Source organism: Sabulicella glaciei (assembly GCF_026183895.1).
Lineage (GTDB): Bacteria > Pseudomonadota > Alphaproteobacteria > Acetobacterales > Acetobacteraceae > Roseococcus > Roseococcus glaciei.
In genome coordinates, this window is record NZ_JAPFQI010000040.1 from 1 (window position 1) to 14,326 (window position 14,326).

Annotated in this window: 11 protein-coding genes, 1 tRNA gene and 1 pseudogene; 6 read left to right on the forward strand and 7 right to left on the reverse strand. The window is 68.8% G+C overall.

What is annotated here, in order from left to right; all coding sequences use genetic code 11:
* Positions 1-40: 40 nt before the first annotated feature.
* Positions 41-114 (forward strand) — tRNA-Met (locus OF850_RS23010).
* Here OF850_RS23010 and OF850_RS23015 read toward each other — a convergent pair.
* A complete protein-coding gene (locus OF850_RS23015; RefSeq protein ID WP_301592714.1) occupies positions 88-777 on the reverse strand; it encodes a hypothetical protein in 690 nt (229 codons plus the stop codon). The two genes, OF850_RS23010 and OF850_RS23015, sit on opposite strands and share 27 nt — an antisense overlap.
* Positions 778-826: 49 nt before the next feature.
* Positions 827-1,165 (reverse strand): annotated as a pseudogene (locus OF850_RS23850) (recombinase family protein); the annotation flags it as partial.
* 368 nt (positions 1,166-1,533) lie between these two features.
* On the opposite strand from OF850_RS23850, the gene OF850_RS23020 reads away from it, so the two are divergent.
* On the forward strand, positions 1,534-4,149 hold the full coding sequence (locus OF850_RS23020) for a S8 family peptidase (protein ID WP_301592716.1): 2,616 nt from the start codon (positions 1,534-1,536) through the stop codon (positions 4,147-4,149).
* On the opposite strand, the gene OF850_RS23025 is transcribed toward OF850_RS23020, so the two are convergent.
* The 3 genes from OF850_RS23025 to OF850_RS23035 form a co-directional block, all read right to left on the reverse strand.
* On the reverse strand, positions 4,136-5,674 hold the full coding sequence (locus OF850_RS23025) for a patatin-like phospholipase family protein (RefSeq protein ID WP_301592718.1): 1,539 nt from the start codon (positions 5,672-5,674) through the stop codon (positions 4,136-4,138). The two genes, OF850_RS23020 and OF850_RS23025, sit on opposite strands and share 14 nt — an antisense overlap.
* Positions 5,675-5,924: 250 nt before the next feature.
* Positions 5,925-6,995, reverse strand: coding sequence for a tetratricopeptide repeat protein (locus OF850_RS23030; protein WP_301592719.1), 1,071 nt, complete (start codon positions 6,993-6,995; stop codon positions 5,925-5,927).
* Positions 6,967-7,425, reverse strand: a complete 459-nt coding sequence (locus OF850_RS23035) for a helix-turn-helix transcriptional regulator (RefSeq protein ID WP_301592721.1) — start codon at positions 7,423-7,425, stop codon at positions 6,967-6,969. Before OF850_RS23035 ends, OF850_RS23030 begins: the two co-directional genes overlap by 29 nt.
* Before the next feature lie 178 nt (positions 7,426-7,603).
* Between OF850_RS23035 and OF850_RS23040 the strand changes: the two genes are divergently transcribed.
* A complete protein-coding gene (locus OF850_RS23040) occupies positions 7,604-8,275 on the forward strand; it encodes a cupin domain-containing protein (protein ID WP_301592723.1) in 672 nt (223 codons plus the stop codon).
* A 320-nt stretch (positions 8,276-8,595) separates the two neighbouring features.
* On the opposite strand, the gene OF850_RS23045 is transcribed toward OF850_RS23040, so the two are convergent.
* On the reverse strand, positions 8,596-9,324 hold the full coding sequence (locus tag OF850_RS23045; protein ID WP_301592724.1) for a DUF72 domain-containing protein: 729 nt from the start codon (positions 9,322-9,324) through the stop codon (positions 8,596-8,598).
* A 619-nt stretch (positions 9,325-9,943) separates the two neighbouring features.
* Between OF850_RS23045 and OF850_RS23050 the strand changes: the two genes are divergently transcribed.
* Positions 9,944-11,059, forward strand: a complete 1,116-nt coding sequence (locus OF850_RS23050) for an endonuclease/exonuclease/phosphatase family protein (RefSeq protein ID WP_301592726.1) — start codon at positions 9,944-9,946, stop codon at positions 11,057-11,059.
* Between the two features lie 435 nt (positions 11,060-11,494).
* On the opposite strand, the gene OF850_RS23055 is transcribed toward OF850_RS23050, so the two are convergent.
* Entirely contained in the window at positions 11,495-12,124 is a 630-nt protein-coding gene (locus OF850_RS23055) for a CHRD domain-containing protein (RefSeq protein ID WP_301592728.1), read from the reverse strand.
* A gap of 828 nt (positions 12,125-12,952) precedes the next feature.
* Between OF850_RS23055 and OF850_RS23060 the strand changes: the two genes are divergently transcribed.
* Entirely contained in the window at positions 12,953-13,906 is a 954-nt protein-coding gene (locus OF850_RS23060) for a mechanosensitive ion channel family protein (RefSeq protein WP_301592730.1), read from the forward strand.
* An 87-nt stretch (positions 13,907-13,993) separates the two neighbouring features.
* The coding region (locus OF850_RS23065) for an MgtC/SapB family protein (RefSeq protein ID WP_301592732.1) at positions 13,994-14,326 on the forward strand (333 nt) is incomplete at its 3' end.

Sequence of the window (14,326 nt, forward strand, 5' to 3'; positions counted from 1 at the left end):
AGCGCCAGGCCACCCAACCAAGATCACCCCTCACCACCCACGCGGGGTGGAGCAGCCCGGTAGCTCGTCAGGCTCATAACCTGAAGGTCACAGGTTCAAATCCTGTCCCCGCATCCCACGTTTCCAACACTTCTCCAGAACGGCCGTTCCCCACCAAGGGAACGGCCGTTTTGCGTTGCGAGGCCTGCGAGCCGAGGTGCAACAGCGCGGCCAGGTCGCCCCGCAGCTCCAACACCGAAGGCCGGCCCGCCGGGCACCCGGGACGATCAAGATTGCATCGATCAAGCCGCGCAGGGCGGTCGCCTCCGCAGCCGCCGTGTTCGGATCCTGCAGCGCCACCTCCAGCGCCTCCACCTTGCGGCGGTACAGCTTGGGCAAATTTGGATGCAGCACGGGAACCGGCTCAGCCGTGCCTGCCGCGGCGAGCTCGGCCGTTAGGGCTGCCTGCTGATGCTCCAGCGGGCGGAGCTCTCCCACCAGGGCCGCGCTGCCGTGCCCGTCCTTAATCAGCTCCAAGAAATTGCGGATCTGCCGGTTCAGCTTGGCGAGCTTCTCGACCAAGCCGGCTCGGCGCTGACCGCGCTCGCAACTGGCTGCGTTGGTTTCCGCCACGTAGGTGCGCACGAACTTCGCCACCAACTCTGGAGCCAATAGTCGTTCCTTGAGCCCCACCAGGACCCGCGTCAGCAGGCGGTCGCGCAGCAAGGTGCGCGGGTTGTCGCAGGTGCCGCGCTCGACGTGATTGGCGCAACCCAGGTGGCCGCCACTGCCCATCACGCTCGCCCACCGACAGCGAAGCTGCGATTGAGGCAAGACGCAGCCGGTCCTGAACAGCCCGCCACAGCTCCGCGTCGAAGATAGCCAGCTCCGGCACCTGCGTGGTGATCCATGCCTCCCGCGGATTGGGCCGGGCCACCCGGCGACCAGTGCTCGGATCCTTGCTGAAGCGTTGGCGGTCCCAGATACGCTGGCCCACGTAGAGGTGGTTGCGGAGCAGGCCGGTCTCGCGGGCGGCCCCGTCCAGCAGCAGCGAGGCGCTCCAGCGTCCGCCGCGGGTGCCGAGCACCGCCTCGGCGTTCAGCGCCTTGGCAATGGCGCGTGGGGAGATCCCATCGGCATAGCTCCGGAAGATACGCCGCACGATTGCCGCCTCCTCCGGCACCACCTCCAACTCGCCGGTGACCGGCGTGCCGTCCGCTCGAAACCCACGGCGGAGCCGGTAGCCATGGCTTCCATGGAAGGTTCAGACAAAATCCGTTTCATGCTCTGCGTCCACTGTGTCAGCCTCTCGTGCGATTGGAGCGTCATCCCTTGCCGCGTCTCGTCCTGCCGGCCGGTGGGGGTAGCCCAGGGAGAGGTCGCATGGCCGACAAGCGAGGGGGCAAGCGAGACAGCACGGCCAAGAAGGCCCGGCCGCCCACGAGGGCCAGTGGGCCAGCCACCCGCGATCTCGGATCGCGCACCTGGGTGATCGTGCCACGGCCGGAGGGCGCTTCCGGAACCGGCCCGCTTCCGGTCCGGCGACGCGATTCCATGGACACGGAGGGCGTCACCGGCCTGCCCTTCGACCTTCCGTTGCAGAGCGCCACGCTCGTCGCCGAGCAGGGCGCCCGCCGGTGGGAGGGCCGGTTCCGGTTCGAGCGGCGCCGCCCAAAGGGCGATCCGCAGGAGGTGAGGCTGCGGGAGGTCGCGCCTCCCGCCGCCGCCTGGGAGTGGAACGGACTTCGCTCCCTGGTCCCCTCCGCAGATGCTGGCGAGCCTCCCCGCAGCGCGAACCTCGTCGTGGCGCGCGGGGAGCGGCCCGGAGCGCAGACGGTCGTGTTCGTCCACGGCATCGGCAACAAGCCGCCCGGCTCGATCCTGAAATGCCAATGGGACACCGCGCTGTTTGGGCGCGAGATGGGCGACCGCACCCGCATGGCCTACTGGGTGAACCGGGAGCGCTATCCCGAGCCGCTCCGGACAGGCTGCCAGTCGCCCGACCGCCTCGTGGCGGAGGATGACGAGGCAACGACGGCGACTATCATGGCACTTGGCGCGCGCGGCGTTCCGCTCCGCGGCCGGGAACGGGAGGAGGAAGCCATCGACCGGGAGGTGATGGCCCTCTCGGAAGGCGATCCCGACCGTGAGGCCACGCTCCGTGCCCTGGCCGGGCAGCTCCTGCAGGCCCCCCGCGAGGTGCCGGTGGAGGAGCCACGGCCCGTCCGTCCGGGGGAGCCGGGCGTGCGCTTCATCCCACGGATCGTCCGCGACGTGTTCACCGGCCTCGCGACCCGCGTCTTCCTGCGCGACGTGAACGACTTCCTGTTCGACGAGGCGCGGCGCCGCCGGATGACCGATGCGCTCTGGGACCGGCTGCGCGGGGGTGGCGGCCCCTTCGTCGTCGTGGCGCACAGCCAGGGCTCGATGGTGGCCTACGAGCTGCTGCGGCAGCTCCCGCCCGACGAGTTCCCGGTGGAGCTGTTCCTGACCATCGGCTCGCCCCTTGGCCTGCCCACCATTGCCTCATTCTTCCGGCAAAGGAATGGTAGGGAGCTGCGGACGCCGGAATGCGTGGGGCGCTGGGTGAACGTGGCCGACCGGCTGGACCCGGTCAGCCTGGACCCGCGCCTCCGCGACGAGTACCGCGCCAATTCGTCGGGGGTCGAGGTCGAGGACCAACCCGGCTGGTGGGTGAACATCGACAGCCCCGCCGATCCGCACTCCGCCACGGGCTACCTGTCATCGGAGCGGGTGCGGGCCGCCGTGCGGAGCGTGGTCGGCAACGCCTTCGGCCAGTTCGTCGCCGGCTCGCGCATTGCCCGCGACGTCTCGGCCGAGATGGAGGATGCGGAGCCCGAGGATCTGCGTGACGTGCTGATCCAGCTCGCGGATTCCGAGGGGAAGGCCACGCCGCGCTCCCTGGACGAGGTGGCGGACACCATCGTCGCGCGGCTGGGTGCGCTGGCGGAGGGAAGGCGCGCCCCGACGCCGCCCTTCGAGCCGCCCGACCGCATGCGGCGCTTCCTGCAGGTCCAGCTCACGCGCGCCGAGATCGAGGCGCTCCGCAGCCTGTCCGAGGAACTGCACATCAAGCAGGTCTGGAACAACGCGACCAAGCGGGCGCTGGTGGAGGTGTCCGCCGCGACGGTGCAGGCGACGCCCGCCAATCTCGGCTACGGCGCGCGAGGCCAGGGCATCGGTTGGGCGGTGCTCGACACCGGGATCGACGCCTCGCATCCGCATTTCGGACAAGGCGGGCGCCGGACCGTCACCGCCCAGTGGGATTGCCTGGGGCGCGGCGACCCCAAGGAGCTGGACGGCGACGGACGGCACGACCCGCATGGCCACGGCACGCACGTGGCCGGCATCATCGCCGGCTGGACGGACCATCTCAGCGCGACGGCCGGTGGGCCGAAGACCCGCCTGGCGGGCATGGCCCCGGAGGCGACGCTGTACGGCTTCCGCGTCCTGCGCGCGGACGGCTCGGGGAGCGACGCTTCCATCATCAAGGCGCTGGACCACGTGGCCGCGATCAACGAGGGCGCGAGCCGGCTGCTCATCCACGGCGTCAACCTGAGCCTCGGCTCCAGCTTCGACCCGAGCATCTACGGGTGCGGCCACACGCCGCTGTGCCAGGAACTGCGGCGGCTCTGGCGGCAGGGCGTGCTCGTCGTGGTCGCGGCGGGCAACGAGGGGTATGCGATGCTGCAGACGCGGCATGGCTTGGTCGGCAGCAACATCGACCTTTCGATCGGCGACCCGGCGAATCTGGAGGAGGCGATCGCGGTGGGCTCCGTCCACCGCAACAACCCGCACACCTACGGCATCTCCTACTTCTCGTCGCGCGGGCCGACCGCCGACGGGCGGCGCAAGCCCGACCTGGTCGCGCCGGGGGAGAAGATCCTGTCCGCCCTGGCCGGGGCGAGGCCGTCCGCACGGGACGCGGAGAAGGTGGATCACTGGTACGTGGAGGATAGCGGCACCAGCATGGCCGCGCCGCACGTCTCGGGCGTGCTGGCCGCCTACCTGTCGGTGCGGCGCGAGTTCATCGGCGAGCCGGACCGGGTGAAGCGCATCCTGCTCGACAACTGCACCGACCTCGGGCGCGATCCCAACATGCAGGGCGCGGGCCTCGTGAACCTCGTGAAGATGCTCATCTCGACGTGACGCGCGCCGTCGGGGGCGGCAGCCCCTGGAGGCTCCGGCAGGCGGCGGCCGCGCGGGCCTGCCCGGTTTCCGCCTCGCCCTGCGGAAGCGCGGCGAGGCTGCTCAGCCCCGGCGACGCGCGGAGCATGGCCCCACCCATCTCCATGACGGCGTCCACCTCGCGGTCTGACAGCGTCCAGGTCGTGTCGATGGCCTGGAAGGCGGCGCGGCAGGCGGGGTCGCGGATCATCTCGAAATCCACGGGGATGGTGGTGACGCGGATCGTCCGGCCCATTTCCCGCGCGCGTGCGTCCAGCAATTCCTTCAGGACAGGGAGCTGAGCCAGCAGCCCGCCCGTCCGACCGTCGATCGCCGTGTTGATCGTGCCGAACAGCATGGAGAACACCCCGGGCGTGGACCCGTCGGCGCCCACGCGCTCCGCGGATTGCGAGCGCGCATTGACCGCGACGACCACGACGTGATCCACGCGGCTCGCGCGGATCGCCTGGAAGACCCGCCGGTCGTCGCCGTCCGTGGTCAGCGTCTCGAGCGGTCCGGACAGGCCGAGATTGTCCGCCGTGCCGCCGTCGAGCAGGTGCACCATGCGAACCCGACGCGGGTCGTCGGGCCGCAGCGGACGCAGCGTGCAGGGCTCGAGGTTGAGCAGCGGGAATTGCCGCAGGCCCCGCCTGACCTGCAGGTCCTCTCCCGTCCGCAGGGTTCGCGCGGGCACGCCGCAGTCCGACTCCGGCTCGTCCAGCGTGCCGAGATCGGCCTCGTTCACGATGGCCTCCAGCACACGCTCGCGGTCGTCCCGCAGGGGCTGCGCCGGGTCGGTGGCCGCCACGATCTCACGCTGGGCGGTGCAGGGCGAATGGTTCGGCAGGGGAAGCGGCGTCAGCAGGACCGGAAAGGCAGCCGAGGCCGCCACCGCATCCGCGAGGCGCAGGTCACGGATGTCGAGGCACAGCCGGTCCAGCTGCTGCTGCGTGAGGGGGAAGCGCTCGCCACTGGCCATGTCCGCCGCGTTCAGCACCAAGAAGGGTCGCCGCGGGCCAAGCGCCTCGAGGTCGCGATAGGTGGCCTGCCCGAAGAGCTTGCGCTGGAACATGGCCGAAAGCAGCTCGATGCGGCTCGCCGGGGTCAGCGAGTAGTAGGCGGCATTCGCCGGGTTCAGGACGCCCACCACCAGTTCCCTCAGGCCGCGATGGCGCAGGAAGCCGTCAGGCCCTTCGATCTCGCGATACCGCTCGGGTCCCAGCAGCGCGAAGTTGGCCGCCGCGACGCTGCCGCCCGAGGCCGAGGAGATCATGTCCACGGCCTCCAGCAGCGTGGGGCGCCGGGATGTCGCGTCCGCGCGCGCCAGGCGCAGTCCGCGCCTAGCGCCGGGGGCCGGCACCGTGTCCAGTTCACGCAGCACGCCCTGCGCCAGCGCCGTGGCGCGCGTCCCGCCGCCCGAGAAGGCAAGCACCATGTAGGCACCTGGGAGCGAGGGGTTTGCCCCCGGCGGGCGGCGCAGCGCCTCCGGCCGGTATCCGCGATCCATGCGGAGCACCTCGCCCGACGGGCGGAGGTCGCGGCTGGAAGGGTCAGCCGCCGTGCAGCCGCCACCGAGTGCGGCCAAGCCCAGGGCGAGACATGCAGCGACCAGGTTCCGCGCCGGCGATCTTCTCCGCCTGGCGACCCCGCTTGCGCACATGCTCTCCCCCGCCGGATTTCGTCGCACGCCATGTTGCATGCGTCGGCACGGGATCTGCAACGATCCGCTGTGAGCGGCCGGGCTCAGTGCCCGCCCTTCAATGAGGCAGGCCAGCGCGGGCGAGCCCGTCCAGCACGCGCCCCTTGGCGTCCGGATGAAGCGCGACCGAATGACTGCACAACCCCACCGTCAGGTCAGGGAACGAGCGCCGAAGCGAAGCCAGCGACCGCTGTGCCTCCTCGCGCGAGCCAGCATGCATCGCTGCGGCGGTCGGGAAGCGATGCGGCCAAGCACGGGCGGGCTGCTGGTCGAGGGCCAGGGCGAGAGAACGGGCTGAACGTTCGTACTCGCCCAGGATGAACTGAGCGATTCCCAGCCCGATCAGCGACATCGGGCCGTTATGGCCGGCCGGATACAGCCGCAGTGACCGCGGAAAGGCTGCGACGGCCCGGTGGCCGTCGCCACGGAAGTTCTGGATGAATCCCAGCCGCCGCAGAGCCTCCGGCTGGCTGGGATCGAGAGCCAGACTGCGGGCGACAAGTTCCTCCGCCCTGTCCAGGCAGCGGGCCATCGACAGCGCACCGGCGACCAGCGTCAGCACCTCGGGCTCACCGGGCGCGAGCGCCAGGGCCTGCTCGCAATGCGCCGCGGCGCGCATGCGCTCTCCGTCAGGATCTTGCGTGAATAGGTGATTCGCGCCGACCGACCGGGCCCATCCCGCCAGCGCCAGCGCACGCGAATGCGCCGGGTCGCGGATCAGCGCCTCCTGGAGCAGGTCGAGCGCCATGGCGACCATCGCCGGCTCTTGCGACAGTGCTGCGGGGCGCGCGCGCGCCACGAGGGCCTCGATGTCGGCGTGGCGCGCTGGCACGGCCCGCGCCCTTTCGGCCTCCTTCGCGGAGGCCGCCGCACGCAAGGCTCCCACGGCGCGGTCAGCCCAGCCGAGGCCGGCGCGCCGCCGGAAGTCCTCTCGCACCGTTCCAAGCACCGTACCGCTCACCGACCGCACGAGCGCCAGGATGGCGCGCCCCGCCTCCACCCGCCCCTCGATCCGCAGGACGGCGTCGCTTCTGTGGACGCCATCATGTTCGGAGGCAATCAGCACCAAGCCGGGAATGCACCCGAGCGCCATGGCCAGTTCATCCGCTGCCCAGCGCGCGCGCCGCATCGTCAGGGGTCGCAGCTCGCAGGGGGCGCAGGACGATCTGCAGGGATGGGGGAGCAGCGGGGGAAGCGGGCCGTTCGTGTCGTGTCGTGCGCAGCGTGGCTGACGGCGCCTCTCCGAAAGCGCGCGCGTAGGCAGCGGCGAAGTGCCCGGGATGTTCGAAGCCATGGCGCAGCGCCGCGTCGATCACCGACGTGGCTTGCCCGGTGCGGAGGGACTGCCGGGCTGCCGCCAGCCTGAGTTGCCGGACAATCGAGTGCGGAGATCGGCCCAGCACACAGGCGAAGCGCCGCTGCAGCGTTCGCGGCGACACGCCGGAGGCCTCGGCCAAGTCGGAGAGGGTGGGTGTGGCGGCGGGGTTGCGGGCCAACGCCGCCTCAGCGGCCTCCATGGCACGCCGGACGCACCGGTCTCGTGTGATAGCGATGGTCATTCGGGCCGCTTCTTGGACCGAGGCCTTGGAGTGCACGCCGAACCGAGAATGCCCGCTCATGACTGGCCTCCCAGGCAAGAAGAGCTTGGCGCTTTTGGGACAGGTTGACGCAAACCGGACTGAGCGTCCGTCCCGATCCGGCCACATGGGATCGCGTCAAGATCGAGGAGTCAAGGAAATGTCCAGCGCCGCCTTCCAGGACGTTTGCGCCATCTCTTCGCGAGCCGGAGGGCCGCCCATGGCCCTAAGGCGACGAGCGGCGATTGCTGCCCTTGGCGCAGCCGTGATGACTGGCGCTCCGCTGCCGCCCGTGGCTGCGCAGCAGCCGCCCGCCCTTGTCGTCAGGCCGCTTGCCGAGAAACGCTTGGCGGAATTGCCGCCTGGCCCGCTCGTGTGGCGGATCGAAAACTTCCCCTCGCTCGCAGAGGCACGAGCAGCGGCTGGGCCGACAGCGCTGGCTGCTGAAGCCGCGGGCCGGGTGTGGCTGTTCACCCTGGGTCGGACGGGTGGTGCCACTCCGGGTGGCACCCCCGTCACCGAGGTCGGCCCGATTCCCGAGCTGAGGGCGCCAGAGTATCTTCTGCGCATCAACCAAGCGAGCGGCCCGCCTGGCAGCGTCACGCCGGTGCATACACACCCAGGCTCAGAGGCCTTCTACGTGCTCGCGGGCGAGACGAGCCAGCAGACGTCACACGGGATCTCGCGTGTCGGTGCAGGGCAGGCACTGGCAGGCCACGGGGCGGACGTGCCGATGCAGGTCTCCAGCAGCGGCTCGACCGATCTGCTGTCCCTGATGATGTTCGTCGTGGACGCCACGCGGCCCTTCTCATCGACGGCCAGCATCCAGTGAGGCCAGGTGGCGCCGCGATCGGCGTGTCGTGTCCGGGTTGGATTCGCGCCGGGAGGAGATGCAGGTCAGGCAGCGCCAGAAACGCCTTCGCCGAGCGGAGTGTCACAGGGTCCGATCGCCTGCTCCGCTTACGACCCGGCGAGGCTTCTGGGTCTGCTAAGGAGCAGGCACACGGCAGCAGAGCAAGCTGTTTGCGTGTCCACGCATCCCACGTTTCCAGCACTCCTCTAGAGCGGCCGTTTCCTAGTCGGGGAACGGCCGCTTTCGCTGAGAAGGCTGCGAACCGAGGTGGAGCAGCGCGGCCAGAAGCCATAACCGCCTTACAGGCAGCCGAGCAGCTCCAGCGCGTTGCCGGTCGCCTCGCCGAGCGCTGTGTTATCGAAGATGCACCAGCAACGCCGACCGATGTCTCGCTCACTTCGGATCTGCCCGCGGAGTTCCTCAAGAGTGGCAGCAGGATAGCGGGAGCGGTAGATCTCCGGCGACCCATGCCAACGCCAGTAGGCAAGCCCAGGCCATCCTCCCGGCGCTGCTGCCTCCGGGACCACCGCTGGATCGGCGGCAACCCGCGCGATCCGAAGGTCTGCCAGCTTTGCCTCCACGGCTTCGGTGAACCAGCTTGCGTGGCGTGGTTCGCAGGCCACGTCGCCCGCAAACCGAGTGCGGAGATCCGAAAGGAAGGGCTCTGCCACTGCCGCATCGTACCGGAGCGACGGCGGCAGCTGGAGAAGCAGCGGACCAAGCCGGTCGCCCAGTGCGCACACCTCGCCGAGGAAGCGCGCGAGCGGCTCTTCCGTATCGGTGAGACGGCGTTCGTGGGTGATCACCTTCGGGATCTTGACCGCGAAGCGAAATCCCGGCGGGACGCTTGCGGCCCAGCGCTCATAGGTGGTCGCCCGGTGTGGGCGGTAGAAGGACGTGTTGATCTCGACGGCGGGCAGCCGCCCCGCGTATCGTTCAAGATGCGTGCCAGCAGAGGGGAAAGCTGGCGCGTGCTGCTTCGGAATGCTCCAGCCCGCGGTCCCGATGGCTGGGCTGTGCCACGTCATCCTGTGGTGGACGGCTCTCCCTCCTGAACCACAAGCTCTCTCTCCTGCACCACAGGTGCAGGCGTGGTCCGGCTCGCCCTGGTGTTGGCTGGCTTAGTGACGGGAACGGGGTCCTCGGCCGGGTCGCAGTAGGTGACCTGCCCTCCACGGGCATGGAATTCCGCAACGAGGCGCGCGGCCTCGTCATCGTTGGGCTTTCTGCCCGCGGCCCTGGCCCGGGCGGCTTGGGATGCGACGATCTGCGCCTGGCGTAACCGCTCCCGGTAGGCTTCGCTTCTTGTCGGCTTTGCGGGTGCCGCTTCATCTGTCACGATCGTTGATACCTTCTGCTTGTTCTCGGCTTGCGTCGCGGCAAATGCCAGTTGGGGCCAGCCCACCAACTCTAGGCGAGAAGCTCACCGTCCGGGCGCGCAGAACCAGTGACCGACGCCTTGCTGCAAGGCCGTTTCCCACTCAACGCCGGGAAACCCTCTTCGCTTCAAGGAGCGGCATGCGCCCTGGACATCGGCGGCCGCGAAGCAGCGCAGGCCACGCCACGCGGCACCGTCCATTCGTGTTTCCGGGCGCATCGCGCCGCAGCTAGCCTCGGCCGACGTGCCGAATTGAAGGGAGGACCGACATGCTGCCGTATCTTGCGTCGGCCCCTGCCTTCGCGATCTGGGGGCTTTCGGTTCTGCTGGTGGCGGCCACGCTTCTTTCGACCGTCCGGTCTTCCGCATGGTGGATCCGCATCTGGGATTACCCCAGGCTTCAAATCGCGGCGATGCTGATCCTCGCCGCCGTATTCCAGGCAGCGATCCTGCCAAGGCATCTGCCGGACGCAGCTGTGCTCGGCCTGACGCTCTCCTGCCTTGCATGGCAAGGCTACCGCATCCGTCCCTATACGCGACTTCACCCGCGGCAGGTCTTGCGAGCGGAGGCGTCAGACGAGGCGAATACGCTGACGCTGATCGTGTCCAATGTGCTTCAGGACAATCGGCGGGCAAGCGATCTGCTGCGGGTGATCGAGGCCACCGATCCGGACATCGTCCTGACGCTGGAAACCAATGGCTGGTGGGATGGCCAGCTGCAGCCCCTGCTCGATCGCTATCCTTACGCCGTGCGCCACCCGCTCGAGAACACCTATGGCATCCACCTCTTCTCGCGTCTTGAATTGCGTGACGCCGAAGTGCGTGAGCGCGTGACGAAGGACATCCCGTCAATCTTTGCGAGGGTGAGGCTCCGCTCCGGGCGGCTGGTCGCCCTGCATTGCCTCCATCCCGAGCCCCCACAGGTCGGGAACGACGTGGCGGAGCGCGATGCCGAGCTGCTGATGGTGGCGAAGCAGGTGGCTCGCGACGGACAGCCCACGGTGGTCTGCGGGGATTTGAACGACGTCGCCTGGTCGCATACGACCCGTCTGTTCCAGCGCCTCAGTGGGATGCTCGATCCGCGCATAGGCCGAGGCGTCTTCCCGACCTTCAACGCCGACTACTGGTTCGCGCGCTGGCCGCTCGACCACGTCTTCCACGATCCGTGCTTTCGTCTGGTGCGGCTGGAGGTGCTCCCACATATCGGCTCGGATCACTTCCCGATCCTGGCGAGCCTCGCCTATGACAGCACCGCGCTGCAGGAGCAGGAGGCACCGGCGGCCGATCGAGAGGATCGGGAAGAGGCAACGGCGAAGATCTCCGCAGGACGCGAGGCCGCAAAGAATGCAGCCGGCGCGGGAGGCGTCCCAAGCCGGGACGATTAGGGGCCCACCTCCAATCAACGATGCGCGGTGCTACCGACGCGTTGGGTACCGTCAAAGGCAGCCCCCGGACTCCTGGCATGGCGGGCGCGGCGATCCGCCAGCCCCGTCCGAGGTTTCGTGGGTCAGGTGATGATCGAGGACTCTTGGGCAATGCTCCGGCGGCCGCATCGAACCCCTCCCAAGGATCGCTCCGTATCAGGACCGGTGAGGCGACAGCGGTCGTGAAGCGCCTCGGGTCCAGTGCGGATCCGACCTCGTTCCAAGCCCAGCGGCATCGCGATGGTCGCGCAGGCGCGCGCCGCGGGGACCAGGGTGCCACAGGCCATCACACCGCGATCATTGCGCAGATCGTCAAGGAAGATGCGTCCGTCCGGGTCTGCTTGCAGATGTTGGTGAACTGGCGCGCCTCTCTTCAGGCTCCCTGGGCCGCGTTCGTCAGCGACGGCGGAAGTGGCGCACCAATCCCAGGCCCAGCAGCGCGGCGCCGAACAGGACAAGGGAACCCGGCTCGGGCACCGGGATGATCTGTCCGCGGATCTCCCCGGCCGGGTTCTGCACCGTGTGGAAGTTCAGGTAGGTCAGCCCGGCGAGCAGGTTCGGCAGCTGCAAGGTCAGGGTCGTCCCGGCATTGCCCTCGGGCTCGTTCCAGACGGAGGTGATGGTGCCCCCCCCGCCAGAGGCGAAGGGCGAGACCACCAGGTTATCCGGGCTGGTGTCGTTGTCGGGCGTTCCGAAGAAGCCCCAGATGACGGGACCGGCGACGCCGGCAGGGGCGCGGTGGATATGCGCGGCAACCAGGTTGTCGAAGGTGTAGGGCGTCTGAAGCCCGGTGAGGTCGATGTTGTACACAGTCACCGACATGGTGAGCGCGGTCTTCATGTCGTTCAGTGCAAAGATCGCGGTGCCGTAGGGTGCCGGGCGAGGGTTGCCCAGATCGTCCGTCACCGTGACAGGCATCACCTCCTGCGAAGTCGTCAGGTTGGCGGTGAAGAGCAGCTCGGCACGTGCTGCGCCGCCCGGGAGCGACGCCAGGACCAACGAAAGCAGGATCGCGGACAGGGACATGGCAAGGCGCATGGCACGGAACCCTTGGTTTCGCCGCGGTGCTCTCCGCGGGATCAGCATTCCTATGCATGTTTCTTGCCAGGATTGAGGAATCTTTTTTTCACAATGGGTTGGCAATAGGTCCGGACGTGTTTCCGGGGGCAGGTGTCAATCTTGCCGACGCGCCGATGGCCGGTCGCTTCGGGAGACTGGCAGCCACGCGGAGGATTCCATGGCGTCCTTACGTCGGGCGGCGCCTCGTTTGAGTCCCGGCGGATCTGTGCACGTGGACCTGGAAGCCTCGTCGAGGGGCGGTAACGGGCGGGATCGAATACGTCGATGCATCGCCCGCGGAAGCAGGACCAACGGCTGGTCCTTCGGGGTTGGCCTTGCGCTCTGCGCCGCGCTGGCCGCTTGTGCGGGCGACCGGCACCTCGCCGATCGGCGACGACGCTGAACCGGGAGGTCGCGAGGCTACAGGACCAGCTCGTGCTCCTCACCATCGTCCGACGCAGCCAACGGCACCCCGCCCATTTCACCAGCCTTCCGGTCGTCCGCGGGCGAAGCCGGATGGGAGCGGGTCTTGCTTTCGTGGAACCCGACGGAGTGCGCTACGCTATCCCGCAAGGGCCAGAGGGCGGTCACTCGGGGGACGTCTTCTCCTTTCTGACTCAGTTCGTGGCCCAGGCGCAATCGATGCGCGACCTTCCAGCCTCGAACGCGATGACCATCGTCGGAGACTGACGCCCCCTCGCGCGTCCATCTGCTCATTCCCTAGGCACAGCATCGGGTCCATCCGAACCGCTTTCCCCTCGCGACGTTGCACTCGGGTCCCCGAGGAGGCGTCGCATGGAGCTTGGAGCCATCTATGACCGGGTTCGCGGGTTGGCCGAGGCCACCCTGGCGCTGCTGCCAGGCTTGATGCTCGGGCTGCTGGTCTTTGGCCTGTTTCTCCTGATCGCTCGGGTGGTGCGTTCGGCGATCCGGCGGGCCGTCCGGCACCGGGAGAATGCGAGGGGGCTTTCGTTGGTGCTGGAGCGCATCGCGGCAGGCTTCGTCATCGCGCTGGGCGTGCTGGTTGCAGCGGGCATCGCATTTCCTTCCATCAGCGCGGCGGATCTTTTCGGGCTGCTTGGCATTGGCGGCGTCGCGATCGGCTTCGCCTTCCGCGACATCTTGCAGAACCTGCTGGCCGGCATCCTGCTTCTGCTGACCCAGCCTTTCCGGCTGGGCGACCAGATCAAGGCGGGAGAGTTCGAAGGCACCGTGGAGGACATCCAGATCCGCGCCACCACGATCCGCACCTTCGACAACCGGCGCGCCGTGATCCCGAACACGGATCTCTTCACCGGCAAGGTCCTCGTCGCCACCGCCTATGACAGGCGCCGCCTGACCCTGCGGATCGGCATCGGCAATGGCGACGACATCGAGAAGGCGGAGCGCATCGTCGTCGAGGCCGCGCAACGTTGCGAAGGAGTTCTCGCGGACCCCGCCCCGGTGTTGCGCGTCGCCGAACTGGGCGACTTCGCCGTGCTTCTCGACCTTCATGTCTGGATCAATCCGCCCAAGCGCGCCGAGGCGCTGGATGTGACCGACCGTGTTCTCCGCGGGGTGAAGGCCGCGCTCACGGAGGCGGGAATCGACCTGCCTTTCCCGACGCAGCAGATCCTGTTCCACGACCAGACGGAAGAAACCGATGGCGACCGGGAGCGCCAGCGCGAAGGCTGGCCCGCACGGACGCGCAATCCCCGCCCACGTTGGGTCGTCCGTGAGGAGCGGGAGGCTTCGGCAAGACACGAGTGAGGACTGTGCGAAGCGTCGGGCCGCACCCGTGGCTTCCGCAGGGTCATTCCGCTCGGAAAGCGAGGCAAGGCCAGAAGGAGGTGCCGCTTGGATTTCTCGTCGATCGGAGAAGTGGCCTCCGCGCTCGCCCGCGCCTACCTGCCGCATCTGCGGGACCTGTCCATTGCCTACGCGCTGGCCCTCATCATCGGCTGGAATCGCGAGCGTGAGGCCCGAAGCGCCGGGCTACGGACCTTTCCCCTGGTCGCCATCGCCAGCTGTGGCTTCGTGCAGGCGACCGAGATGTCGCTCGGCCAAGACCCCGAAGCCGTCGCGCGTGTCGTCTCGGGCATCGTCACCGGCATCGGCTTCATCGGGGCAGGAGCCATCATGAAGGGCGGCGACGAGGTGCGCGGAACCGCCACGGCGGCGAGCATCTGG

Bases quoted from the DNA above. Each gene is read 5' to 3' on its own strand.
- OF850_RS23020 (WP_301592716.1), top strand. From the start codon at position 1,534: ATGGACACGGAGGGCGTCACCGGCCTGCCCTTCGACCTTCCGTTGCAG.
- OF850_RS23025 (WP_301592718.1), bottom strand. From the start codon at position 5,674: ATGGATCGCGGATACCGGCCGGAGGCGCTGCGCCGCCCGCCGGGGGCA.
- OF850_RS23030 (WP_301592719.1), bottom strand. From the start codon at position 6,995: ATGCGGCGCGCGCGCTGGGCAGCGGATGAACTGGCCATGGCGCTCGGG.
- OF850_RS23035 (WP_301592721.1), bottom strand. From the start codon at position 7,425: ATGACCATCGCTATCACACGAGACCGGTGCGTCCGGCGTGCCATGGAG.
- OF850_RS23040 (WP_301592723.1), top strand. From the start codon at position 7,604: ATGTCCAGCGCCGCCTTCCAGGACGTTTGCGCCATCTCTTCGCGAGCC.
- OF850_RS23045 (WP_301592724.1), bottom strand. From the start codon at position 9,324: ATGACGTGGCACAGCCCAGCCATCGGGACCGCGGGCTGGAGCATTCCG.
- OF850_RS23050 (WP_301592726.1), top strand. From the start codon at position 9,944: ATGCTGCCGTATCTTGCGTCGGCCCCTGCCTTCGCGATCTGGGGGCTT.
- OF850_RS23055 (WP_301592728.1), bottom strand. From the start codon at position 12,124: ATGTCCCTGTCCGCGATCCTGCTTTCGTTGGTCCTGGCGTCGCTCCCG.
- OF850_RS23060 (WP_301592730.1), top strand. From the start codon at position 12,953: ATGGAGCTTGGAGCCATCTATGACCGGGTTCGCGGGTTGGCCGAGGCC.